Consider the following 24204-nt stretch of genomic DNA (forward strand, 5'->3'; position numbering starts at 1 on the left):
TTAGCTCCTTATTGAAATTCAGCAAGAATAGTACCCGTTGCTGTAAATTCACCATCATCTACCGTACTTCCGGGGGCTGCAATCGGTGCTGCGGTTAAATTCCAAGTACCTTGATTGTTTACAAAGTTAGGTACTTGATAGGCTTGGTTGGGCTTAACCACATTTCCCATAGAATTATCTTTAATGACAATGCCTAAGTTTGTACGTTTAATACCATTTTTTAAGGTACCGAAATAATCTGAATTAAATTCAGCATGACCTGAAGCTCCTGGCAATAGTGATAATTTGATATTTAAGTCACCAGTTGTAAAACTACCTCCTGAGCATTTCACTGGTATCGCGAAAGGTTGTAGGTAATTTGTTCCATTTAATTGTTCACTGGTATTCGCAACATCACCAAACTTTATATCAATAGGATTTCCGTTATTAATTATGCAACTATCTGCAACGGTAATAATACCTGCCCCTAATACCACACGGGTTGACGGTATAGCGGCGTAAGAAGTTCCGGCATTATCTTTTCCTTTTTTGGCAAAAACTTGTACTAGCTCCGCTTGATTAATGGTAATTCCATTAATAATTGGTTTTTTTAGTCGGAATGTTACTCTTCCATTAGAACCTGTTTGTAATGTTGTCGCATAGTCACGGCTATTCGTACTCGTTGGTCGGCATTCCATTGGATCGGACCCTCCGTTCCAAAGATTTGTCATAGGAACTGTAATATGTTGGTTTACCAGTCCACCAATCTGGATTTCAACTTTTACATCAAAATATTCGTTGAGACTTAAATAACCCGGATTTTGCATTGATTTTGGAATTGTTGATGTCAAATCAAACGTCATTCCAGAGTCAGGATCTGTATTACCAGGCCCCCCAGGTTTCATATAAGTATCACAATAAATATTAAAATAAGGCGTGTTACCTATATTGAATGTAAATACGGTTTCTGCGTCTTTTTCATTAACCAAAAGCTGATTATTCATCTGCGCTTCAAAAGTATAAGTTCCGCCGTCAGGAATAACAGCGCCATGGGGATATCCTAGTGCTCGCATAGGTAATAATGCGGTTGTTAGAAAACCAGTTATAATGACGACACTTTTAAAATTTTTATTTTTGAGCATAGACATTTTTATAAATACTCCAGTTTTAACCTAACTAACCCGTTAAAGTTACCTGCTGTTACTGTTTGCCCTGTCGCTTCTAATACTGCATTTAGTGTGATGTTATTATCTCCAGGTTTAATAACCCAAGAGGCTTTAGGTTGATTTAACATTAAATTTTCATGATCCTGACTGAAAATACGCAATCCAGCCCCTTTCACATCACCTTTAATACGCACTAAATCAGAATTAAAGAAATCAGGTTCTCCGGTGATACTCAATGAAACAGCACTTTCTCCCGTGAGATAGTAACGTTTACCGTCTTGAGTGGCTTCGCCCGCAGAATTAACAAACGATCTCGATGCTCCTCGTTGACAGTCTTTAAGCCGTATATTAAAAGTGACTGGCGCGCTTCTATCACCAATTCGATGAAATGTTCTTGCATTTATTTCACCTAAATCAACATATTGCTCCTGTGTGCTTAACTCGAGAACACAAGGTGATGCATATATGCTTCCTTGGAAATGTACTTCACTGTGTACGTCAAGTAAGGTTTGACGAGACGTTTTATCATCTGCAAGTTCAGCAATTGCACTGGCACTACTTACTCCGAGTAACAAGATCCCTAAGTGTTTAATTTTCATGTTAATACTCCTAGCGTGGTTGTTGCTCGGTTGGTAATGCCTTGCATGTATTTCCACTACAACTGTATTTCAGTTCAGGATGTCCGCCATAATCGTTCACATACATCATGGTAAAGCTTTCTGCCGCACCATTTACTTTGATATCTAAGTGAGATTTAGGCGCAATCATGACACCTGGGAAATCGGTAAGTTTCTTTCCACCCTCGGCCGTTAATTTGTTATTTAAACTAATTATGGTGACGTAATAAGGTGTTGGATTTTCTGCTCGCCAATTATTTCCCTGTTTGTTGAACGTAACTTGATTTTGCCAAACTGCACTTTTTGATTTTGGAATAACGGCGGTTGGTCGATAAAATAGTTTGATACGTGACTGCATGGCCAGCTGTAAAACATTGGCTTTATCGGGTTTTGGTGGAACTTCACGAACATTTAAATAAAATAAACTTTCACGATCTTGTGGTAATTTATTGATCTCATTTGTTTTTGAAACGCGAGCGACGCCTTTTTGTCCCCCGTTAATTCGTTGTAATGGTGGCAGTACAACTAAGGGCGATGTAATTTTTTTACCTTCAGCATCTTCAACCCATGACTGTGCTAAAAATGGAATACTTAAACTTGTATTTGATAAATTCGCACTTGTAGAAGTCTCTGCTTCCGTAATAATAATTCGTGTTCTATCAAGTGAAATACCAGCATATGACTGATTAACACCTGCCATGATGACTAGCAAACCACCGACCCATTGATTTATCTGAATTGCCATTTTTTATATCCTATATAAGACTTGTTCTGATCGTCGTTTTATTATTGGCAAGGCAGCAGAACTGACATACCAGAATCAATTTGTGCAGGTAGCTGAACTTTGCATTGTGCTTTTCCACCCCAAGAGACGGTTAACGTTTCTTTAGGATTTACTGCCATCAAATAAGACAGCCCATTTTCCATTACCATGGCAATATTGATGCCATCAGCATTGGTTACATCTGCGCCAAAAGGAGGAACGGTGTCGTTATAACGGATTGTTGCCACTAATTTTTCACCTTTTGCTACATCAAACCGCTGATAACCAATTGCGCCTTCCGTTAATGTTGATGTCGCAATCGCTTTGTTGGTATCAACATCACTGTTTAGTTTGTCCACATCAATACGAGTATCAAAACTGTAATAGCTCACGATATCGGGAACGACTGATATACCTTTCCAGTTAGTTCTGGCTTTTTCATGGTTAAATGGCACGCCGCCAACACCATTGGTATCAACCATAATTCTTGCCGTATTGCTTGTTGCACTACTGTTATGCAGCGCGGCACCATAGCCCGTAGCGGTAAAACCACCACGGAATGTTCCGTTAAGTGATGCAGATTGTCTTTCTTGATAGCTGACGTTGGTATTGACTTCAGCAAGTTGCGTTCTTTTTTGATAATAGCCATCGAATTGGGCACGGTCGTCACCACTTCTACCGGCTCTAATTCGCCATAAGTTATTGAAATCTCTATTGTCACTATATGACAACATATGGCTTGTTTTACTACCACTGTTCTGTAAATCATAGCCCGCCCAACGGCTATCACCGACAGGGACTGAAACCGATAGGGATAGGCTATCATCGCGTTTTCCACGATATTCAGAGCGATAGGCTGAAATATTTGTTGAGATACCATCAATTTCCATAAAACGGAATGTACGACCAACAGATAAGCCATATCTATCTTGGGTTGTTTGATCCCAAAAGGTTTGACGGGTATAGGTTAAGAATACGGTTGTTCGCCAGTCTGCTTGGTCAGCCCAAAATGTTTTATTTGCGGTAATGGTATACATCTCTTTTTGACGACCAGTACCTAAATATTTATTTTCACGCTCATCTAAATATTGAGATATTGTCCGAAATTTATCCTGTGAGAAGCGATAACCGGCAAATGTAATAGTACTGTTAATTTCATCAAATGATTTTGAATAGCTGAGTCGAAAAGATGAGCCCGTTTCAGTGTTGTTGCCCGGAATCCGACTAATAGATTGTGTGATATCAGCAGACAGTGCACCCAAAATAGAGAGATCTCGCCCTAAGCCTGCGGATAGTGCGGTATAGTCTTTGCCTGCAAACAATATTCCACCAATAACTGACCAGTTATTACTTAATCCCCAAGAGAAATCACCTGTTGCAAACATGCTACCTTCAGGCTTGTGGTTAAAGCGTGATGGTTTACCCGCCGAGATGTTATAGCGGATATAGCCAGGCCGAGTTAGATACGGAATATTTGCGGTATTAACTTGAAAGGTCGAAATATCGCCATCATCACCTTCAACTTTTACATCTAGCGTTCCGCGAATTGAGCTTTGTAAATCTTGAATACTAAACGGGCCGGCGGGAACGGTTGTTTCATAAACCACTCGTCCTGCTTGGCTAACAATAATTTTTGAGTTACTTTTGGCAATTCCATTAATTTGTGGTGCGTAACCGCGTAAATTAGGCGGTAACATACGTTCATCACTGGATAAGTTAAATCCGGTATAACGAATAGTGTCAAAGACTTGAGAGTTAAGATAGATTTCCCCTAACGTCAGTCTTGCTGCCATATGGACTAAAGGGCGATATGCATAGAATTGATTCCAATCGAATTTTCTGTCGCCACGTTCATTATAATTAGCCTGATAGTCTGCCCTGAAACGCCATGCGCCAAGGTTGAATCCAGTTTGGCCATAAGCAGATAATGAATGTTTATTGGTGTGTGTCGTTAAAGAACGTGCAACTGTCCCAGATAAATTATAGTCAAATAAGATACCGGATACGCCAGTATCCCAACGTTCAGGTGGTACCCAGTTTGGGTCCGAATATTTCATCCACGCCTGTGGCATAGTGATATCCAGCTTTCCTTCTGAGTTATTAATTTTCGCACCAGGAATAACTAAAATATTCGAACATTCTGGCGATATGATTTGAATTTTCTTTAATGCATCTTCTTGAAGTGCGAACATTTCAACTTGTTCATGTGTAAAACAAGCTAATGTTTTTTCACTATTTTGTGGATCAGTAATATAAGTTATTTTTTGTTGAGATAATGATTGACCGTTAATATAAAGGTCTAATAAATAGACTCCAGGAAACACAAAGTTATCTTTAGAAAAACGCGTTAAATCAATATTACTTCGATCGCCAACATCTAATACATCTGTATTAAATTCGACGATATCATCAGCGAGGAGATTTGAGGAATAACAGAGTAATGCAATATATATTGCAAATAACCTTTTCATCTTAATTATGTTTTTATTAAAAATAATCATTATATTTACTCTGTATTCACTGGCAATGTTGGAATTAATTTCTCATGAGCTTATGAGATAAAATAAATTTTTAATTTTTCTTCTAAAAATAATCCATTCTAAATCGTAGAGTTGCTGCAAACTCACCTGCCTTTATATTTTTTTGATAAGCAATAAGAATCGCAGTGAAGTTCAAGCTATCACGTCCTTCAAGTAAGGTGTAATCCGGCATTTTTGTATTAAGGCTTAGGATTTCTCCATGATAATCTCGTAATTGAATTCCAAATCCTTCAGACTTTCCATTAACTCGAAGTAATTTATCACTATCAACTGATGTTCCCATTATTGTTATTTGAGCTCGAGATGCGCTACCTTTATCTGCTGAGGGAAGTGTGCAGCCAATTAGTTTTATTTGAAATTGTTTACTTACAAGTAAATTAGCCTCTGGTGTAATTTCTCTTGCACTAATTTCACCAAAATCAATCCAAAGATCTCGGCTATTAGGATCAATTGTGCATGAGGCTTCTATTAGTTCGCCATGCATAATAATATCACCTGGCGTGCTATTAATTGTTACTCCCCAACTTAATAAAGGTAACAATAAATGAGAACCTAATGCTATTTTTATAACTCGCATTATCATGGGGATACCATATGGCTATATATCAAGTTTTATTATTGCGGAGTATTTAATACTCCGCACATTTTCATAAAAACGAGCTACAGCTTATTGATAGTTGATTTGGAAATTAATCGTTGAATCAAAGTTACCTGGCGTTACTGCATTAGATGCATTATCAGCTTTTAGATAAGCAACGAATGGAATTGATGTTTTACCATCAGTTAAGTTAACTGCTGTAGAGGCAGTTCCCCAAACAACATCTTGATTGCCATTGTCTCTTAAACCAATACCTGCGCCACTTGCTGTACCTGAAGTAAATGCGGCTAAGCTAGCATCGTTAGGGTTCACTGTTGATGGTGTATATGTCACTGTTGCTGTTTGTGCTACAGTGGTATCACAGCCTTGCAGGACGATATCTTTTTTAACGTTACCTGCGCGTTCACCATTTTTTAGGTTTGCTACTGGGATTTGATAAAAATTAACTTTTACTGGGCTTGATTCTTCACTTAGACCACATGCAGAGTTGACTAACTCACCTGTAATTTCAATCGTACCGTTAGTTGGTGTACCCGTGTAAGCCGCCATTGTTGCAAAAGAAGCAAAGCCAGTTACGAATGCAGCAGCCACGACTATTTTATTCAATTTCATGATTTATTAATCCTATATGATGTTTATTTTGTGATGATTGTTATTAATAACAACTTTAGATAAAAATAAGCATTAACAAAAATTAATTAATGATAATCTTTAATAAAGTTGTCATTTTATTTTCTATTTTTAGAGTCTACAAAACTGATCTTATTTAACAATACCCGTCTTGGGTGTAATAATAGATTTTATAAATTTCATCGCCATAATTTTTTAGAATCTTGACCCAGTACAGATAAATAGGTGGATTCATTTTTTATGATATATTTTAGTCTTTCGTTATCATGTTTATCGATAACAGTATTAAAAAAATCTCTCCATGATTTATTAAATACGGTTAATATCGTATCCATCATTTCAAATGTTAGCTTAGTTTTCCCTGTTTCATATCGAGATATTTGTTGTTGGCTAACATTTAGCATTTTTGCCAGTTGACCCCCTGTTAGGTTTTGCTCTTTTCTTATTCCTCTTAAATATAGTCCCACTTCTTTATTTATTCCGTTAGAAAAATGAACCATTTGATTAGAAAAAAAAACCATTTTAATTGACCTTTAATTTAAATAACTAACCTCAGACGCCATATGAAATTTTCATTAAGTATATTGGCGGTTATTTATTTTGTATAATAGATAGTACGAATTGATTGATATTAAAAAACATTATCATCTTAATGAAATGAAAAAGTGTTACAGGAAAATGAATGAGTTAAAAATATAAATCATAGATAACAATGAGTTATATTTTTCATATCTAAATAAAAGTAGATGCAATTTACATTTAGATACAATGTAAAATACAGACACACAAATTCAACTCGTTTTATGTTTAATTTGATCAAAAATAATACAAATGCAAGCTAGTAAATGTCACTAGTTACTCCAATTACGAGTTTATTATTTTATTTGTTTTTTTTTAAGACTTATCCTACTCAGACTACAGGTTAAATTTTCAATGAATTATCATGGATTATTATAAAAACAAGTAATTTGTATGGGTATGTCAATGGCTTGATTGCATCTTAATTGGATTGTCATTTTGAGGCGTGTAATTTATAAATGAGATAAGTTAGGGGTGTATCGGTATCAAAATCTCAGTGTGGGTGTTTATTTTAGTATTAAGTTTTATTTAGATATTGAACAATTCTAGTTTTTAGCTTTTTCCTTAACAGGGTCTCTTATTAACTGATTATTTATAATATTGAAGGTACTGGTTTCATCGTAAAAGTATTGTCGCTTTGAACTGTGGGCAAAAAAAAAGGAAAATGAAGTCACATTATGCTTCATTTTCCTGTTCACTACCCTTTCAGGTAGGCGTTTATCTAGAATTTATTGGTGTTTAGTTCCCTGAAAGTGGTGTGTAGCCATAACGAATAGTTTCAGGTTGATCAAGATGGATCTGCGTGATGGCAGGTTGAGTGCAAGCGATCACGCGGCCATCACGAATAGAATAACGTACAGGAACTTGGCGACGTAGAGCATCAAAGCCATTTTCTGCGGGTAGAATAAGTAGGCTTGCGCGTTTACCTTCACTCACACCATAATCTTGTAAATTCAGTGTTCGTGCACTGTATTGTGTAATAAGTTTCAGCCCATCATTAATTTGGTCATAGCCCATCAACTGGCAGACATGCAGCCCCATATGCAAAACTTGAAGCATGTTGGCTGTACCCAGTGGATACCATGGGTCAAATACATCATCATGACCAAAACAGACATTAATATCTGCGGCTAACATTTCTTTGACTCGGGTGATCCCTCTGCGTTTAGGGTAGGTGTCAAAACGGCCTTGCAGGTGAATATTAACCAGTGGGTTTGCGACAAAGTTAATGCCAGACATTTTTAGTAGGCGAAATAGGCGAGAGGCATAGGCACCATTATATGAGTGCATTGCAGTGGTATGACTAGCAGTAACGCGAGCGCCCATACCTTCGCGGTGTGCTAGGGCGGCAACGGTTTCCACGAAACGTGATTGTTCATCATCAATTTCATCACAATGCACATCAATCATACGATCGTATTTCTGTGCCAGTGCAAATGTTTTATGTAGAGATTCCACACCGTATTCACGGGTAAATTCAAAATGTGGAATTGCGCCGACAACATCAGCACCCAAACGCAATGCTTCTTCTAATAATGCCTCTCCGTTTGGATAAGACATGATGCCTTCTTGTGGAAAAGCTACAATTTGCAGATCTATCCATGGTGATACTTCTTGTTTGACTTCGAGCATGGCTTTGAGCGCAGTGAGTGTGGCATCGGACACATCAACGTGAGTACGGACATGTTGAATGCCGTTGGCAATCTGCCATTTTAGTGTTTTCCAAGCACGGGCTTTAACATCTTCATGAGTCAGTAATGCTTTGCGTTCTGCCCAGCGTTCAATCCCTTCAAATAGTGTGCCGGATAAATTCCAGCTTGGCTGGCCCGCGGTTTGGGTGGTATCAAGATGAATGTGGGGCTCTATAAATGGAGCGATAACTAAACCGCCCTCGCCATCAAGGCCTTCAGGTAAAACTTCATTGGTAGGTTGCGGGACAATCGCCTGAATTTTTTGGTTATTAATATCGATACGCCATAAGCCATCACGTTCCGGTAAACGGATATTATGTATATGTTTTATATTATGATTAAGCACGGGTTATCTCCGGGTTGATGACATGACGACGATTAAGCAGTGGATTTAGAACAGCATAACTTAATGCGCCACCAAGGACAGCATTTACAGGAACAATTCCTGGTAGCCAATGGCCTGCAATTACACCAACGGCGACAGCGAGTAGTGCGCTAATATTGACATCACGCATTTTGCTACAATCAAAGGTGTCATAACGGTGGCGATACATTAAGTAGTCCATAATAATGATCCCACCAATTGGTGGAATAGCCGCAGATAAAAAAGTTAGCCAACTAATAAAATTGTTATAAAGCCATAGCGCACATAGGGTACCGATTAAGCCATTAATAATAGATAAGGTTTTGCTAGATAGCCCTGTAATATTGGCAAACCCCAATCCTGAAGCGTAAAGTGCATTATCATTTGTGGTCCAAATATTAAGCCCAAGAACAATAATTGCTGGCAATAAGAGCCCTTGTGCAATCATGACATCTGAAATATCTGCCATACCGAGTGATGCAGCGCCAGCGGCACCAAAGATAAACATTAATGAATTACCGAGGAAAAATGCCACTATTGCAACGAGTACTGCAATTTTTGGCTTGCGTCCGAAGCGAACAAAGTCTGCGGTTAAAGTACCAGCACTGACAAATGAGCCAACAACCATTGCCAAGGCTAAGTTAAAATCGATAGGTTGTGCGGGGACAATGGAAACCAAGGTGCTCATGCCGCCCACACTGGTTACTGCAAGATAGACAGAGTAGCTGCCGAGGATGGCAATTGCCGGTACAGCAATAATTGATAGTACGGTCAGTGCGGAAATCCCAAAAAAAACAGTTACTGTCATCAATATTCCAGAGACACCGATTAACCAATTAATATCCCAACCGGTGGCTTTTCCTACTGGAATGGCAAACATCGCGACACCAACGCCGAACCAGCCAACTTGTGTACCGCCGAGTAAGAATGATGGGAGCCAGGAACCTTTAATACCGAAGGAGTAACGCGCGAGAAGGTGAGTTGTGAGGCCTGTTTTAGATCCGATGAAACCAAGAGATGCGGTATAGATACCAAGAATAAGATTACCGATAAGAACTGCGAGGAAGAAATCATTAAAACTGAGACCGGTACCGAGTGCGCCTCCGGTCCACATACTGGCGGAAAAGAACGTTAAACCTAGCATCACAAAGGTTAATGCTAGTCCGCCTTTTCTCGCGGATATGGGCACAGGCCCATGACTATAATTTTTATCTTCAGACAAAATTACCTCCCATTTCGATTAGCAGGCCAAAAAATTCGAACGGAGTTTATAGATGAATAAAATAAAAGCAAATTATTTCGCACATAGTTTAATACAATTAATGAATCGCTAATGTGACGATTTTATATCTTTATATTATATTAATTGAGTTAATAACGTTAAAAAATAGATCAATATTTTGGTATTGAGAACTATTCTAATTAATCTGGAAATTATTTTAAATTTACTCATGATATAGGAATGAATTTTTTAATATATTCATCTTAATGTGCGAAACAATTTAATTTCAATATTTCATAAAGTAAATTTAGATCACAAAATAATAGCAAATTTTATTTTTAACTATAAAAATTGATTTCACTCAATTAAATAAAACCATTGAGGCTCACAATGGAATGTGACACTAGGGATTTTATTTCATCACTCCAATTAACTTCTAAGCGTGACGCTATAATAAGAAGAGGATATTTTATGATAATGCAAATTATCGCAGGGCTAGTCATTTTTTTGACAATCTATTTATTAATAAAGAAATATGAAACTCGAATGGTACTCATTGCAGCTGGATTAGTACTTTGTATTATTAGTTTAACACCAATGAGTGCGCTCGATGCTTTTAGTGAAAGAATGGTGTCGGCCCCATTAATACAAGCGATTTGTTCGAGTATGGGTTTTGCCTATGTAATGAAATACACAAAGTGCGATAAACACCTTGTTTTAGTTTTATCTAATTTATTAACTAAATTAGGCTTTTTTCTTATTCCAGCCGCTGTCGTTTTAACCTTCTTTATTAATATTGCGATTCCATCGGCAGCGGGCTGTGCCGCAGCAGTTGGCGCGACTTTGATTCCATTATTGATTGCAGCCCGCATCCACCCTGCAATTGCAGGCGGTGCGGTATTATGTGGCACCATCGGTTCAATGCTGAGTCCGGGGTTATCACATAATCCTTTTGTGGCGCAAATGTCTAACATGAGCATTGTGGATTTGATTGCTCGTCATGGTCCATATAGTCTGGCTGTCGGGGCGATAGGTGCAGTTTCATTGTCCATCGTGGCATTGGTAAAAAAAGAGTACAACATTAAAGTTGCTGTAAATGATAATGGTGGGGCAGCTAATTCTGTTGAAAGTGAAGCTGCTGAGCGTCCGAATTATCTTTATGCAACCGCACCATTCATTCCATTGATTTTATTACTATTACCCTTTATTGATTCACTAAAAGCTTACCAAATCACGGTACCTGCAGCGATGCTAATTGGCGCAATCTATGCATTAATTATCACGCGTACTAACCCATCAATTATCACGAAAGAATTTTTTAAAGGAATGGGCAATGCCTACGGAGATGTGCTCGGTATCATTATTGCTGCCGCTGTTTTTTCTGCTGGGTTAAAAGCATCTGGTCTTATTGATTCATTTATTGGTTTTCTGATCCATGCCCCTGAATTTGCCCGTTGGGGCGGGACGTTAGGTCCATTCTTGATGGGGATGATAACTGGATCTGGGGATGCCGCCGCTTTTGCATTCAATGAAACTGTGACGCCGTTTGCTCAACAATTTGGTTATGAAATACCGGATTTAGGCATGGCTTCAGCTATTTCTGGCGCATTAGGACGCACGATGTCACCACTGGCAGGCGCAACAATTGTTTGTGCTGGTTTAGCTAATATCAACCCAATGGAAATAGCCAAAAGAACGGCACCCGGTATGATCGTTGGTGTGATTTTTATCGCACTAATAATGCTTTAATATTAAGGAGATAGTATGTCTGTTATCACATTAGAACAACTCATAAAATGGCGTCGCGAGTTCCACCAATACCCTGAAATTGGTTGGTCTGAATTTTTGACAACCGCCAAAATTGTGGACCAATTACGCGGGCTTAACCTTGAAGTTAAGGTTGGTACTGATGTTATAAACCCAGAATATGCGTTTGGGCGTCAAAGGAGCATTGTTGATAAAGGGTTAGAAATTGCACGTAAACATAATGTTAGCGAAGAATTACTACAAGAAATGCAAGAGCTGACAGGCTGCGTAGCTATTTTTGATAGTGGAAAAGCAGGTCCAACAGTTGCTTTACGGTTTGATATTGATTGCGTCGGTGTGACTGAAAGTACGGCTGATGACCATCGACCAAAAAATGATAATTTCAGTTCTTGTCATCCAGGTGAAATGCATGCTTGTGGTCATGATGGGCATATTTCTATCGGTTTAGCCGTTGCTAATTGGTTAGTTGACAATAAAGATAAGTTAACAGGTAAAGTTAAGTTGCTATTTCAGCCTGCTGAAGAGGGGGTTCGTGGTGCTAGAGCTATGGCTGAAAGCGGGATTGTTGATGACGTTGACTATTTTTTAGGTTCTCACTTAGGTTTTATCGCAAATAGTGGTGAAATTGTGATTAATCCAACTCATTTTCTTTGTACCACAAAACTTGATTTTCGGTTTAAAGGCGTACCATCTCATGCAGGTGCTGAGCCAGAATTAGGATTAAATGCACTTGCTGGTGCTTGTCATGCCTCAACCCAGATGTTAGGTATATCTCGTCACGGAAAAGGAATGTCTCGTATTAATATTGGGGTATTAAAAGCAGGCGAAGGGCGAAATGTGACACCTGCTTATGCTGAAATGCAGGTTGAAGTTCGTGGTGAAAATGAAGATATTAATCGTTTTATGAGTGAAAATGCCATTCGTATGGCAGAAGGTTCTGCTCATAGCTTCAAATTAGAGATGGAAAGTGAAGTTATGGGGGAAGCTGTTGATCTAACAAATGACCAGCAACTCATTGATATATTAACAAATGTTGTTAATCAGCATACTGAATTAACCGGTATTGCAACGAGGCCTTTTGGTGGGAGCGAGGATGCGACAATTCTGGCTAAACGGGTACAGCGTTGCGGTGGAAAATCACTTTATTTTGTTGTTGGTGCGGATAGAACCGCAGGCCATCATCAATCAAAATTTGATTTTGATGAAAAAGAAATGCTAACCGCATATAACTTATATACGGGTTGCTTAACTTCTCTTTTATAATTCATTTAATATCTATATAAATGGCCGATAATATTATTTATTCTCGGCCATTATGTTTTTATGAATTAAAAAATATAATTTAATATATTTATTTTTCCATTAACATTTAATGATTATAGTAATCTGATACGTATTTTTCTTTGTCAGTAAGAAAATAAGTATTATTGCTATATATAATTAATGCTTTTATAGCTTATCGAAATGTGATGTTTAAGTGAGTTGAATTGTAATGTTGGTCTATTTTTATTCCCTGAGGTGATATGCTAGAAAATGAAGTTGAGCTAGTGTCTTAATACGATTTTTAGAGGGAAGCTTTTCTGTTCAAATAATGTTAATGAACAAATCGAATTGATAGTAAGCTCATTTTTTTCGCATAAATTTTATGTTTAAAATCGTCCTGTCTATCTAAGATGCTAGCTAATCCTATTTGCTTAATCAAATTTCTTAATGCAACTAAACAAACAGTTTGATATTGTCATCAGATAAAACAATCAAACTGCCCGTTTTGAAATGTTATCAGTTTGTTGTTAAACGGCTCATGTTGATTAAAAACTCACCTAAAGAATAAATATGAAAAATAATCCGATTAATTACATTTCTATTGGTAACCGATTACGAGCCTATCGTATTGCGGCGTCTTTAAAAGCGGAACAAGTCGCTGAAAATCTGGGTATTTCTAGAGCCGCAGTGTACCGTTTAGAAAAAGGTGAAATTGTCAAAATAGAAACACTCGAAAAACTGGCCGATTTACTCAATACTTCTCTTTCAAGCCTACTGGGTGTGAGCGCTGAATATTACTCTAGTGCTGATGGTTTTTTTGAGCGAATGCGCCAGCTTGAGGATTCATCGACAAAAATTTATGCACATTTTGAGCCATTTTCATATTTATTAACCTCTAAAAATTATGATAATTATCTTGCCAAAATGTTGATGGATTCCGATCTTGGCGTTGGGCTTTCGGAAAAACAACAATCAACACTTTCAATACTGGCTGAGCGGAAAAAAAAGGTTAATAACCAAAGCCCGCAATTATTTAATCTTATTGGCCTTCAATCAATTCAACGATTACTGCACTCGGGGTTAGTGGGTTCTTTAAATTTACCACCGAGTACGAAAATTGAGCGTATATTACAAGCTAGAAATGAACTTAAGCATCTTATTAATTTAATTGAAGAAAATCAAAGTTCAGTACATATTGCAATATCAATTAAAACCATTCCTTCAGTCACATTTCAAATTTTATATCACACCGATGGCTCATCATCTTTAGCGGTTAGCCCCTTCAGACTGGGGGAATTTCCTAATATCTCTAATGGAATAGCTTCAGTAACTAACTCTGAAGAAGCGATTTCCCGCTATAGGCAACTTTTTGATAATCTTTGGAATGATGCCGCTAAAGGTACGGATGCCATTAATTTACTTAAAAAAACCCTTGATGATTATTAATTATTGACTATTTTGCCAGTGTATACAGCGTATCTTTTAATAAATTTGCAGCGATAATAATATCGTTAAAGTCAGTAAATTCATCAGGATGATGACTGATCCCATCTTTAGATGGCGTAAAAATCATTGCTGTTGGAAATTTTTTCGCTAGGTTCATCGTGTCATGCCCAGCTCCGCTTAACATTGTCATATATTTAATGTCTTTTTCGATACAATGTTTTTCGATAATGTGGCAAATATCATTATTTAATTTAACCGGTAGTTCCGATGAAATTTCTCTAATATCAATAGTGACATTGTTATCCTGCTCCGATTTGCTAATCGAATCTTTCAAGCTATTGGTTACTCTTTTGATACTTTCAGATTCAATACCTCTGACATCGACTAAAAACTTTACTTCTCCTGGAATGACATTCATTGAGTTAGGATAAACATTCAATTTACCGATTGTTCCCACTGTGCCCCATACCGACTCTTTACAAGCAGCTCGATTCAAGTCATCAATAATTGCGGCGCTTGCCACAAGGGCGTCATGGCGTTGATACATCGGCGTTGCACCGGAATGGTCGGCGTGACCTTTCACTTGAACTGAATAGCGAGTTGGTGCCGCAATACCATTAACAATACCAATCGTTTTTTCTTCAAATTCAAGTCGTTTTCCTTGTTCAATATGCAATTCAACAAATGCAGAAAAATAGTCGTCAGATAATTCACATGCTTCTATTTCATTACTTTTATAGCCATTATTATCAAGCACTTCAAAAAAATTACTGCCTGTATCATCTTGATTTAATGCCCATTTATTTCTATCGACAGCGCCGAGTAGCACTTTACTGCCAATGCAGGAAAAACCAAATCGGCTTGATTCTTCTGCACGAAAGATAATCAGCTCAAGGTCTCGGGTTAATTGTTCAGGTTCAAATTGTGTTAAGGCGTAAAACCCAGCAAATACACCGAGGGCGCCATCATAAGCCCCACCATCAGGAACGGTATCAAGATGAGAGCCCGTGCCGACTGCGGGTAAATCACGACGTTTTCCAGATAAGCGGCAAAATACATTACCTATGGCGTCTTGGCGCACTGAAAAACCAGCTTCTCTCATTATTTTCATCATATAGTTATGAGCTGATTGATCTTCTTCCGTATAAGCGAGCCGAGTGATACCTTTGTTTTTAGGGGAAGCGCAAAATGTTTTTAGTTTTTCGAATAAATTTTCCATATCTTGTATCGAAAAATTTTGCTTATTCATGGATGACCTCTCACCTAAAATACTTATCGAGTAAACTGTCTAAAAAATGAGACTGCAAGGGTAAAAAATAAATAAACCAGTCTTATTTAAAACTGATTTATTTGTATTACTCTTTTTTACAAGCTAAAAATGGATAAGTCAAACACAGTTGTCTAATAATTGATATTATATGATTCTGATCAAAATAGAGAATAGAAAGCAATATGAATAAAGGGTTAAATTGGTTTTATAATTGTTAATATTCAATGTGTTGATGTACTTATTTTTAACTAAGGTGAATTTATTTTTGCATTTTTTCGATGAATTATCTGATGGTTTTTAAATGCTAATAGCAGCCTAACGGCTGCCATAGCATGATATTATCGACTAAATTCTGATGTGATTGATTTTAGCGAGGGATCACTAAAACAGGTTGGCCGATATCATCTAATAAATTACGAGTGACGGAAGTATTTAATAAGCGTCCTAGTGACGAAAGATGACGATGGGAAATAATCAATAAGTCACAGTTGAATAGTTTCATTTGTTCAGGGATCACCTCAATAGGTGTGCCAGCAGCCAATAAGCTTTTTACTTGAAAGCCCATTTGTTTTAATGCCTGAGTGACCAACGTGAGTTGCGCTTCTGCGAGCGCTTCTTCTCGCTGGGCAGCAGGGTATTCATTGCATTCATCGCTATCAGAACGCAATCCTGTCCGACTTAATGCAAAGGTATTGTCAATAACTGTTAAGACAATGACTTCTGAAATAGAGCCTTGTAAACGCTGCATATATTGTAAGGCGTTACCGCTATTGGCGAAGCTATCTACTGCAAGTAAAACTCTATCAATCATGAGGAGCTCCTGAGCTATGGCTTAAACTTTACTGTTAAATTCTATTTTTAGATTTTGCACTGCATTGCATTAATCACTTTTTTCATTGCAATTTGGACAATATATTTAAGATAAGTTACTGAGCTGATAAGCGATCTCCATTTAGGGTATTAATACTTACATCCGCAGACATACCTACGCGTAGTGCATTCATCATCGTTGTTTGATCTTTATTGTTATCAAAAATAATTTTCACCGGTATGCGCTGAACAATTTTAGTGAAATTGCCCGTTGCATTTTCGGGGGCCACGGGTGAAAAACTCGCGCCAGAAGCAGGGGCGATACTATCGACATAGCCTTTTAAGGTTTGACCTGGGAAGGTATCAATATTGATATCCACCTGCTGACCATGCGTAATTTTTTCCAATTGAGTTTCTTGGTAGTTAGCGATGATATAGAGCTTGTCTTGGGGCACAATGGCCATTAAAGCATCGCCAGGTTTGACAAATCCACCAATACGTAAGCTTTTCTTACCAATGATGCCGCTAATGGGGGCAGTAATTTGGGTATACGATAAATTCAACACGGCCATCGCCTGCTTAGCCTGTGCGAATTTTAACTCAGCATCACTGTCTGCTTGTTTAGCTTGCAGGACTTGCAACATGTTTTTGGCCGCTTTTAGTGATGCTTCAGATTGAGCGACACTGGCTGACATGGTGTAAACGCGAGTGGTTGCCTGTTGTGCGGCTTGTTGTGAGCCTGCGCCACTTGCTGCCATTTTTTGATAACGGGTATGTTCTTGACGAGCAAATTGAAGCTCTGCTTGTGCTGATTGTAATTGTGCTTGTGCTGCTGCAATTAATGCATTTTGTCGCGTAAGACTGGCTTTAGCATCATCTTGACGAGCAATGGCTGACTGTAACTGTGCCTTTGCCTGTGAAAGAGCGACATTAAATTCACGTTGATCAATTACCGCGAGCAACTCTCCTTGTTTGACCCATTGGTTATCTTGTACTAATACTTCGGTGATCACGCCCGCTATTTGTGGGGAAATACGTGAAATATCAGCTCGAATGTAGGCATCGTTAGTATTTTGTTTGGTGTTTTCAATAAAAAATTTATTGATGAGTAATCCGAGTACAACAGTAATAATTGCCAATATGGCTAAAGGTACTTTTCGATTAGCCATAAATTTGATTCCACTCATTTTTGATTCCTGAATATAAATGTCTAGACCGCCGCGACTGACCGCGGTGGATAAATTCGGGTTGGCATGAAGAAGATCAGCACGATAAGTAATAATGCTAATCCCGAAACCAACATATAAAGATCAGCGCTGGCCAATACATGACCTTGCTTTGTGGCTAATTGTGTTAATACGTCTACTGAGTTCTGTGAGGTTGCCCGATGAGCTGAACCAAAACTATCAGCGATAATGTCTGAATGAAAATCTGTGCGTTGGCGATTAAACAAAGCAATAGCGCCCCCTGCGGCAGTGGCAGCGAAGCCCTTGACGGCATTGAACCATGCCGCTGCAAAAGGACCATCCGTTGGTAGTAATCCTCCGGTGGCTAACATCAGTAATGGAATTACCGCCATGGGTTGAGCTATGGCTTGCAATAGGGAAATAGCGCGGAAATTGTCACCATTCCATTCAGGGGTTAGTTGGGACGCTAACAGGCAGGCGGTTGCCATTAATATCAAACTGATAGCTAACACCCAGCGACAGTCAACTCTAGGTGTATTACAAATTATGGCAACGATGGGTAAGGTAATTAATTGTGGCAGCGATACCCATAACATCATGTCGGACGTTTGTTCCTGACGATATCCTTGAATGACGGTTAAATAACCAGATGTAATATTAACTAACGACACCATAATTAATAAAACGCCACCGAGGGTAATTAATGAGAAAGAAAGATTTCTTTTACCAAGTAGCTGTAAATTAAAAAATGGTAATGGGTGGTACCACTCGTTAATTAAAAAGAGTGCTAATAATCCGAGACCGCCAATGAATAAAATATAGATAAGTGATGAGTTGAGCCAATCGAGACGCTCCCCTTGAGAGATCCCAATGGTCAACATAGCCAGCGCACAGCTTCCCAACAGTAAGCCGCGCCAGTTAAATTGTTTTAGGCGTTCTAAACGTAATGGGTCTTGGGGTAAGCCATAACCGATACAAATAGTGGCGATCGCCATTAAGGGTAAGTTCCAATAAAAATAGCCACTCCATCCCCAATGAAAAGCAAAAGCGGCAGCAGTAGCGCCGAATGTTGCGCTCCAGGCTGAAACCCAGCCGTAAGCACCTAATCCCAAAACTTTGATTAGCGGTGGCATAAAACGTAATACAACAGTCATTAACATGGGTGGTAATGCACCTCCCGCAAAGCCTTGCAAACTGCGTACTGCGAGTAAAATCGAATAGTGCTCCCCTAACCATGGTGTGATTAATCCGCCAATTAAATAAATTGAGCACATGAGCAGTGCAACTCGGCGTAATGAAAAGGTTGGCCAAAAGCAGGGCGTGAATCCTGATCCAATAACAAAACCAGTGACATAACAGGTAATAAGCCAGCTCCCCGTATCCAAGTTTAGTGACATGGCACCTTGAATATCAGCTAGCGCAAATTTACTGGCATTTTCGCCAATACCACTTGCCATAACGGCTAAAAAAACACCAAATAATCCCAACCAAGTACGACCGCTAATTTCTGTAGCACTGGTGAGCCATTTATTTTTGTAGTGCGGCGCAATAGATGCATCAACCATTCCAAACTCCCATCTCTCGCTCCTATTGTTTCAATCATTATTTTAAAAATGCCAAAGTAGTATCTAAACTTTTGTTGATTGTTTAAAATGAAATCATGTAAATAAGTTGTTGCATAAAATGCAATCCATTTGGTTGATGGAAAAAGGAGGCTCGATGCCGCAGAAAATTGATTTTAATTTGATCTATGCACTTAACTTGTTACTCGAAGAGGGAAGTGTGGGGGGAGCAGCAGAAAAAATGAATTTAAGTGCCCCAGCGATGAGCCGGATTTTAGGGCGGATCCGTGAGCAATTTAATGATCCGATCATGGTTAGAGCAGGGCGAAAATTGGTACCAACGCCACGTGCATTAGAATTGAAACAGCAGCTTAGTAGTCTAATAGCACAAGCAGAAGCATTGATTGAACCCAATGAAGCATTTAATCCTTTAAGATTGGAAAGAACATTTACGATCCGAGCGAATGACATTTTTATTGGTGCATTAGGTGGTGGATTGTTAGAAGGGCTGCGAGAGAAGGCACCGCTGAGTAGTTTAAAGTTTATCGCTGAAAGTGATATTGATGATGATGGATTGCGCAGTGGTAAAGTTGATTTAGTGATCGGTTCTTCGCAGAATTGGCATCCTGAAATCAAAGCTCAAAGTTTATTTACCAGTACCTTTCAAGCATTGGTGCGTCAAGGGCATCCGATTATTGGGCAGGTAACACCTGAGAGTTTGACCCATTATCCACATATTAGTGTTTCACGGCGTGGGTTAACGCAAGGGCCTATAGATGATGCACTACGAGATCTTGGTCTACAGCGGAATGTGGCGTTGACATTACCGGGTTTTCATTCAGCAATGATGCTGACGATGAAGTCGGATTATATCTTGCCATTACCGCGTCATGTGTTGCAGGGGGTTAAAAGTATCAATCTCCCACTCGTCGAGATTGATTTGCCTCTTGAATTAGAGTCAGTATTTATTGTTCAAGCTTGGCATCCTCGCTTGGATAGAGACTCTGCACATCAGTGGTTAAGACAAACTATTAAGCAGTTTTTTTTAAAGCGAGAGTAATTTAATGAGGATTATTCTTTTAATTTATGAATATTTATTATTCATATGATATGAAGATAATCTTTATTCTTATTTTTTGATTATTAGCTTATATAATTAAATTATATAGAATTCACAAGAAGCATTAAATTATCAGAAAAATTCTCAGTAATTGGTATAATTTTAGAACTCATCATGATCAACTCACCTTCTTTCTCTATTCTAACGCTGATGCCTAATTTACTTTGATTAATGATTAATTCTTCAGGAAGCTTGATGGCAAATGAAATACTGCGTCCAGCGCTTTGAGTTCTAAAGCTATAATCAATATTCGACTTGGCATGATTATCATTTTGTTCTATCGAAGTAAGAGAGAGTGTAATTGTGGAATTTTCAGGAATATCGATAGAGTGAGAATAGATATTACCTTTAATATGTTGAGCTGTATCTGCAATAAAATAAGTAGATAAAGGTGTGTGGCAACCAGATAGAATACAGGTTGTCATAAAAATAAATAATAAAAATATGTTATTTTTTAATGTATTAGTTTTTGACATGATTAATCTTCTTTGGTAATTAATAATTATACTAATGAGCGGCTAAATACTTTTTGGAAAAAGCATCTTACATATGAATAGACGTTTTTCTTTTCATCTCTTTTTGATAATATCGGCATTTCTGATTTTTCGCCGGTATAAAGTATGCCAATTCGAGGTAATGTCATAATTAGATTTTCATCTAATTCGACTTTTTTGAATGATTGACGTAACTGTCTGACTAATTTGTAATAGCTACTTTCAGTGACGATAGTTCCACGTTTTTCCCATATTTCATGCATGATTTCTCTTTTGCTTATTGTTTTAATAAGAACAAGCTTTAATAAACAAGATTCATTTTCTGAAAGATTGATAATTTTTTTTCCTCGAGAAAGTGTGCGTTTGAGCGGGTCATAAACAACATGCTCAGATAAGAGAACCATAGATTCTTTTTCATTATAGTCAGTGCTATTCATAGTATTTCCCACAAATATAGTTTGATTGAAAATTAATTATATACATCCTAACTGTCTCTAAAGTGGTGTTCAATATAAAAAAACGATGCTATATAAGATATCTAAAAAATTCAGGCGTTTTTTTATAATAAGACAAAGTGTATTGATGATGTAAATTTAAACTATATTTAGGGGTAATATATATCAATTTCTTATTTGTATTTTTTATATTTATTGATCTTTATCAAAAAATAAGGCTTAGTTTATTAAAAAAGTAAGCTAAACCTATTAATACTGGTCGGAGGTCTATTAAATAAAAAAATCATCCACTAAATTAGATTGGGCCAATATCATCGTCATCGTTGTCCCCTTCTAGAGTTACATTACTTATATTATGGTTAAGTTGATTCGTCAAAGGAATAGACATCAAACTGATCGACATATAACGGGATAATGCTTTAGTGAATTTTGTGTTTAATGATTGCATCTCAGGATCATCTGAAGATTGGAATGTTTGTGCTACACCAGCTACAAAATTTTGTTTTTCATCTTTGCCTAAATGGATCATGGTCTTAAATATATGGGCAAAAAATTCCTTCTTATCTTCTCTGGACTTTAGTTCACTAATGAATTGATTAATCTTGTTTTTTTCATTAGGGGATAGATTTATTTTGTCACTCTGGTACTGATTATTGCTTGCGGTTTTCATGCTTTTTTCCTGCCAAAGTGAGGTTATTTTATGTTGAATATTTTCAGGCTGTACCTGAGCATTATTCTGTACTGTGGTTGCCATTTTAATTTGTAGGTTGGTTTGCATCGTCATTTCTTTCTTCGGTTAAATTCATGAGCTCTATCAAATTTTGATAGGCATTTTTGCGTTCTTGTAAAATCTGACACTGTGTCGGTACCGAAAATACATGGGGTAAGATATTTTTTGTTGCAACCGAGGGGGAGAAATAAGTAATTTTATTATCGACCTCTAACGCGATGGTATTTTCAGTACTAGTTAATAATTTTAGGTCAGCACAATTTTCAGCAAAACGTGATTGTAGGTTTGCAGGAAGATGTAATGCTATATCGGCTGCTTTATGTTGTTGTTTTTCAAAATAGAGCGCCACAATTTCCTGTAGGCGATTATCAGCAAAAAAATCTGTTAGTAGCTTGGTAAGCTGACTTTCACTTTCGTGAGCTTTCTCTTGATACTGCTTTTCACTGGTTGCTAATACATTAATAAAATCGGCTAATAGTTGTTTAATACCCTCGTTATAGCCATGTTGATAGGCGGTTTGGTAGAGCGCTTCTTGTTCTTGTTTTGCTTGCTGATAATACTCATTGGCTTTTTTTTGAGCTTGTTGAGTGACGGCTTTGCGATACTTATCAGTACTTAATACTTGATGTTTGATTAAGACTTTTTCAGCAACGGTTTGCTTGATATCCGGGGGTGTTTTCTCTGACATAATGGCATGTTTCTTCAATAGTATTCCAAGGTAGCATCGTTTTCACTGATGGCGGTATAAGCTGCTGAGTTTCATGGCTAAACATATGTTTTGCGCGCAGAGTATAGGCCGCCCCAAAGGGGGCCAAACATAACAACAGCTGTTGTGCCCCAAGGGCAGTTAAAACTTGTGGAGGCGTTGATGGTTGGTTTTCTGATTGCCAAAGTGGGCGACTCAAACGAGTGTGAAGTGCTCGATATTGAGAAAGCTCCACCCACCACGGTAGGGGGTCTGCGTGTAATAACACGCCTAAACCTAAAGCAACTTCAGGAAAAAGTGCCCAATGTTGGGATAACACCTTTGGTAATAACGGCGTCTTTTCATTGGGCATAGGCAAAGAATACTGCTGGATTAATTGCTGATTGTGTTTTCTTTGTAAAACAGGCGGTAGGTCATGATAGGCCACCCCATTAAAGTCACTATGAAAATAACAACCAGGGGCCAGAAAAATATTCCCTTGCGTAATGAGAAGGTTATTCAGCGTTGCCATCAGCCTGTTTCTCCACATTATTTACAACAGATTTCTTTTTACCTTGTTGGCGAAAAAGTAATAGTAATGTTCCGCAAAGTGTCAAAATTGCGGCAATAATAGAACCGATTATGATTGGGTTAAATGAATATTCAGGTGCGGATTTTATTTGGTATTGCAGTGGTGGTCGATTGACTATTACGACGGAGACATTATCGTAGCTAGTTTCGGCAAAGCTACTGGTTAAAAACAGTTTGATTTTATTCATCATCATTTTTGGGTCTTCACTCCCAGAATAAGTCACCAAACTGGACACATTTTGCGTTTGTTTTGCCGGATTATTGCCATTTAATGGATAACTGACATGAACACGTGCATTAATCACATCAGGGATCGTGAGTAAGGATTGTTCGAGGCGCTGTTCAATTAAAGAAAGTAAACGGGTGCGTTCTGCTTGTGGTGATGCCACAAGTGAATCGCCGGGGAACGCTTGAATAATTTCCACAGGTTCTTTTGATGGCAAGTTATATTGACGTAGTAAATCTACCGCAATCACAAAGTCACCAGGTAAAACCCGAATTGAATCCCCATTTTTATTATCTTGTTTGCGAGTGGCCTCGACACCATGCTCTTGCAGTATGGCGAGTACTTCATTGCTCTGTCTTTGACTTAGATGGCTTAGGAGTAATTGGTTATCACATCCTAGCAATAAGCCAATAAAGCTAATTAAGATAAATTTCTTTAAAATATTCATG

Annotated in this window: 23 protein-coding genes; 4 read left to right on the forward strand and 19 right to left on the reverse strand. The window is 38.0% G+C overall.

Annotated elements, in window-relative coordinates:
* Positions 1–8 precede the first annotated feature (8 nt).
* From DD649_RS10780 to codB, 9 genes are all read right to left on the reverse strand, one after another.
* Positions 9–1127 (reverse strand): fimbrial protein, encoded by a 1119-nt coding sequence (locus DD649_RS10780; RefSeq protein WP_294107017.1) that lies wholly within the window; start codon positions 1125–1127, stop codon positions 9–11.
* 2 nt (positions 1128–1129) lie between these two features.
* Entirely contained in the window at positions 1130–1744 is a 615-nt protein-coding gene (locus tag DD649_RS10785; RefSeq protein ID WP_294107018.1) for a fimbrial protein, read from the reverse strand.
* A 10-nt stretch (positions 1745–1754) separates the two neighbouring features.
* The gene (locus tag DD649_RS10790; protein ID WP_294107019.1) at positions 1755–2507 is read right to left on the reverse strand and encodes a molecular chaperone; all 753 of its coding nucleotides are present in this window, start codon (positions 2505–2507) and stop codon (positions 1755–1757) included.
* A 41-nt stretch (positions 2508–2548) separates the two neighbouring features.
* The gene (locus tag DD649_RS10795) at positions 2549–4996 is read right to left on the reverse strand and encodes a fimbria/pilus outer membrane usher protein (protein ID WP_294107020.1); all 2448 of its coding nucleotides are present in this window, start codon (positions 4994–4996) and stop codon (positions 2549–2551) included.
* A 112-nt stretch (positions 4997–5108) separates the two neighbouring features.
* Positions 5109–5648: a fimbrial protein gene (locus DD649_RS10800; protein ID WP_294107021.1), complete on the reverse strand. Its 540-nt coding sequence runs from the start codon at positions 5646–5648 to the stop codon at positions 5109–5111.
* An 84-nt stretch (positions 5649–5732) separates the two neighbouring features.
* Complete coding sequence (locus DD649_RS10805; protein ID WP_294107022.1) at positions 5733–6275, reverse strand: fimbrial protein; 543 nt, start codon at positions 6273–6275, stop codon at positions 5733–5735.
* Positions 6276–6472: 197 nt separating this feature from the next.
* Positions 6473–6814 (reverse strand): helix-turn-helix transcriptional regulator, encoded by a 342-nt coding sequence (locus DD649_RS10810; protein WP_336430619.1) that lies wholly within the window; start codon positions 6812–6814, stop codon positions 6473–6475.
* Positions 6815–7610: 796 nt separating this feature from the next.
* Entirely contained in the window at positions 7611–8909 is a 1299-nt protein-coding gene (locus tag DD649_RS10815) for a cytosine deaminase (RefSeq protein WP_294107024.1), read from the reverse strand.
* Positions 8902–10149, reverse strand: coding sequence for a cytosine permease (codB, locus tag DD649_RS10820; protein WP_294107025.1), 1248 nt, complete (start codon positions 10147–10149; stop codon positions 8902–8904). The genes DD649_RS10815 and codB overlap by 8 nt, the downstream gene beginning before the upstream one ends.
* A gap of 471 nt (positions 10150–10620) precedes the next feature.
* Here codB and dcuC point away from each other — a divergent pair, with 471 nt between their 5' ends.
* The 3 genes from dcuC (at position 10621) to DD649_RS10835 (ending at position 14625) form a co-directional block, all read left to right on the forward strand.
* Entirely contained in the window at positions 10621–11898 is a 1278-nt protein-coding gene (gene dcuC / locus DD649_RS10825; protein ID WP_294107026.1) for a C4-dicarboxylate transporter DcuC, read from the forward strand.
* A gap of 15 nt (positions 11899–11913) precedes the next feature.
* A complete protein-coding gene (locus tag DD649_RS10830) occupies positions 11914–13179 on the forward strand; it encodes an amidohydrolase (protein WP_294107027.1) in 1266 nt (421 codons plus the stop codon).
* A gap of 570 nt (positions 13180–13749) precedes the next feature.
* A complete protein-coding gene (locus DD649_RS10835; protein ID WP_294107028.1) occupies positions 13750–14625 on the forward strand; it encodes a helix-turn-helix domain-containing protein in 876 nt (291 codons plus the stop codon).
* A gap of 7 nt (positions 14626–14632) precedes the next feature.
* Here DD649_RS10835 and DD649_RS10840 read toward each other — a convergent pair whose 3' ends face one another.
* The 4 genes from DD649_RS10840 to DD649_RS10855 form a co-directional block, all read right to left on the reverse strand.
* Complete coding sequence (locus DD649_RS10840) at positions 14633–15874, reverse strand: Zn-dependent hydrolase (RefSeq protein ID WP_294107029.1); 1242 nt, start codon at positions 15872–15874, stop codon at positions 14633–14635.
* A 388-nt stretch (positions 15875–16262) separates the two neighbouring features.
* Positions 16263–16706 (reverse strand): universal stress protein, encoded by a 444-nt coding sequence (locus tag DD649_RS10845; RefSeq protein ID WP_294107030.1) that lies wholly within the window; start codon positions 16704–16706, stop codon positions 16263–16265.
* Positions 16707–16821: 115 nt separating this feature from the next.
* Positions 16822–17892: an HlyD family secretion protein gene (locus tag DD649_RS10850; RefSeq protein ID WP_294107031.1), complete on the reverse strand. Its 1071-nt coding sequence runs from the start codon at positions 17890–17892 to the stop codon at positions 16822–16824.
* A gap of 23 nt (positions 17893–17915) precedes the next feature.
* Positions 17916–19457: an MFS transporter gene (locus DD649_RS10855; RefSeq protein ID WP_294107032.1), complete on the reverse strand. Its 1542-nt coding sequence runs from the start codon at positions 19455–19457 to the stop codon at positions 17916–17918.
* 154 nt (positions 19458–19611) lie between these two features.
* Between DD649_RS10855 and DD649_RS10860 the strand changes: the two genes are divergently transcribed.
* Entirely contained in the window at positions 19612–20514 is a 903-nt protein-coding gene (locus DD649_RS10860) for a LysR family transcriptional regulator (protein ID WP_294107033.1), read from the forward strand.
* A gap of 101 nt (positions 20515–20615) precedes the next feature.
* Here DD649_RS10860 and DD649_RS10865 read toward each other — a convergent pair whose 3' ends face one another.
* The 6 genes from DD649_RS10865 to sctJ form a co-directional block, all read right to left on the reverse strand.
* The gene (locus DD649_RS10865; RefSeq protein ID WP_294107034.1) at positions 20616–21050 is read right to left on the reverse strand and encodes a YbaY family lipoprotein; all 435 of its coding nucleotides are present in this window, start codon (positions 21048–21050) and stop codon (positions 20616–20618) included.
* Positions 21051–21076: 26 nt separating this feature from the next.
* A complete protein-coding gene (locus DD649_RS10870; protein WP_294107035.1) occupies positions 21077–21505 on the reverse strand; it encodes a hypothetical protein in 429 nt (142 codons plus the stop codon).
* A 313-nt stretch (positions 21506–21818) separates the two neighbouring features.
* Positions 21819–22301, reverse strand: coding sequence for a hypothetical protein (locus DD649_RS10875; protein ID WP_294107036.1), 483 nt, complete (start codon positions 22299–22301; stop codon positions 21819–21821).
* Positions 22279–22941 (reverse strand): hypothetical protein, encoded by a 663-nt coding sequence (locus DD649_RS10880; protein ID WP_294107037.1) that lies wholly within the window; start codon positions 22939–22941, stop codon positions 22279–22281. Before DD649_RS10880 ends, DD649_RS10875 begins: the two co-directional genes overlap by 23 nt.
* The gene (locus tag DD649_RS10885; protein WP_336430638.1) at positions 22898–23470 is read right to left on the reverse strand and encodes a hypothetical protein; all 573 of its coding nucleotides are present in this window, start codon (positions 23468–23470) and stop codon (positions 22898–22900) included. The genes DD649_RS10880 and DD649_RS10885 overlap by 44 nt, the downstream gene beginning before the upstream one ends.
* Positions 23454–24203 carry a type III secretion inner membrane ring lipoprotein SctJ gene (sctJ, locus tag DD649_RS10890; RefSeq protein WP_294107039.1) on the reverse strand — a complete coding sequence of 250 codons (750 nt, stop codon included), beginning with the start codon at positions 24201–24203 and terminating at the stop codon, positions 23454–23456. Before sctJ ends, DD649_RS10885 begins: the two co-directional genes overlap by 17 nt.
* Position 24204 lies beyond the last annotated feature (1 nt).

The sequence above is a fragment of the Providencia sp. genome, from assembly GCF_003533305.1.
Taxonomy (GTDB): Bacteria; Pseudomonadota; Gammaproteobacteria; order Enterobacterales; family Enterobacteriaceae; genus Providencia.

What these genes read in the sequence shown, in the direction of transcription:
- DD649_RS10780 (WP_294107017.1), bottom strand. Translation starts at nt 1,127, where the DNA reads ATGTCTATGCTCAAAAATAAAAATTTTAAAAGTGTCGTCATTATAACT.
- DD649_RS10785 (WP_294107018.1), bottom strand. Translation starts at nt 1,744, where the DNA reads ATGAAAATTAAACACTTAGGGATCTTGTTACTCGGAGTAAGTAGTGCC.
- DD649_RS10790 (WP_294107019.1), bottom strand. Translation starts at nt 2,507, where the DNA reads ATGGCAATTCAGATAAATCAATGGGTCGGTGGTTTGCTAGTCATCATG.
- DD649_RS10795 (WP_294107020.1), bottom strand. Translation starts at nt 4,996, where the DNA reads ATGAAAAGGTTATTTGCAATATATATTGCATTACTCTGTTATTCCTCA.
- DD649_RS10800 (WP_294107021.1), bottom strand. Translation starts at nt 5,648, where the DNA reads ATGATAATGCGAGTTATAAAAATAGCATTAGGTTCTCATTTATTGTTA.
- DD649_RS10805 (WP_294107022.1), bottom strand. Translation starts at nt 6,275, where the DNA reads ATGAAATTGAATAAAATAGTCGTGGCTGCTGCATTCGTAACTGGCTTT.
- DD649_RS10810 (WP_336430619.1), bottom strand. Translation starts at nt 6,814, where the DNA reads ATGGTTTTTTTTTCTAATCAAATGGTTCATTTTTCTAACGGAATAAAT.
- dcuC (WP_294107026.1), top strand. Translation starts at nt 10,621, where the DNA reads ATGATAATGCAAATTATCGCAGGGCTAGTCATTTTTTTGACAATCTAT.
- DD649_RS10830 (WP_294107027.1), top strand. Translation starts at nt 11,914, where the DNA reads ATGTCTGTTATCACATTAGAACAACTCATAAAATGGCGTCGCGAGTTC.
- DD649_RS10835 (WP_294107028.1), top strand. Translation starts at nt 13,750, where the DNA reads ATGAAAAATAATCCGATTAATTACATTTCTATTGGTAACCGATTACGA.
- DD649_RS10840 (WP_294107029.1), bottom strand. Translation starts at nt 15,874, where the DNA reads ATGAATAAGCAAAATTTTTCGATACAAGATATGGAAAATTTATTCGAA.
- DD649_RS10845 (WP_294107030.1), bottom strand. Translation starts at nt 16,706, where the DNA reads ATGATTGATAGAGTTTTACTTGCAGTAGATAGCTTCGCCAATAGCGGT.
- DD649_RS10850 (WP_294107031.1), bottom strand. Translation starts at nt 17,892, where the DNA reads ATGAGTGGAATCAAATTTATGGCTAATCGAAAAGTACCTTTAGCCATA.
- DD649_RS10855 (WP_294107032.1), bottom strand. Translation starts at nt 19,457, where the DNA reads ATGGTTGATGCATCTATTGCGCCGCACTACAAAAATAAATGGCTCACC.
- DD649_RS10860 (WP_294107033.1), top strand. Translation starts at nt 19,612, where the DNA reads ATGCCGCAGAAAATTGATTTTAATTTGATCTATGCACTTAACTTGTTA.
- DD649_RS10865 (WP_294107034.1), bottom strand. Translation starts at nt 21,050, where the DNA reads ATGTCAAAAACTAATACATTAAAAAATAACATATTTTTATTATTTATT.
- DD649_RS10870 (WP_294107035.1), bottom strand. Translation starts at nt 21,505, where the DNA reads ATGAATAGCACTGACTATAATGAAAAAGAATCTATGGTTCTCTTATCT.
- DD649_RS10875 (WP_294107036.1), bottom strand. Translation starts at nt 22,301, where the DNA reads ATGCAAACCAACCTACAAATTAAAATGGCAACCACAGTACAGAATAAT.
- DD649_RS10880 (WP_294107037.1), bottom strand. Translation starts at nt 22,941, where the DNA reads ATGTCAGAGAAAACACCCCCGGATATCAAGCAAACCGTTGCTGAAAAA.
- DD649_RS10885 (WP_336430638.1), bottom strand. Translation starts at nt 23,470, where the DNA reads ATGGCAACGCTGAATAACCTTCTCATTACGCAAGGGAATATTTTTCTG.
- sctJ (WP_294107039.1), bottom strand. Translation starts at nt 24,203, where the DNA reads ATGAATATTTTAAAGAAATTTATCTTAATTAGCTTTATTGGCTTATTG.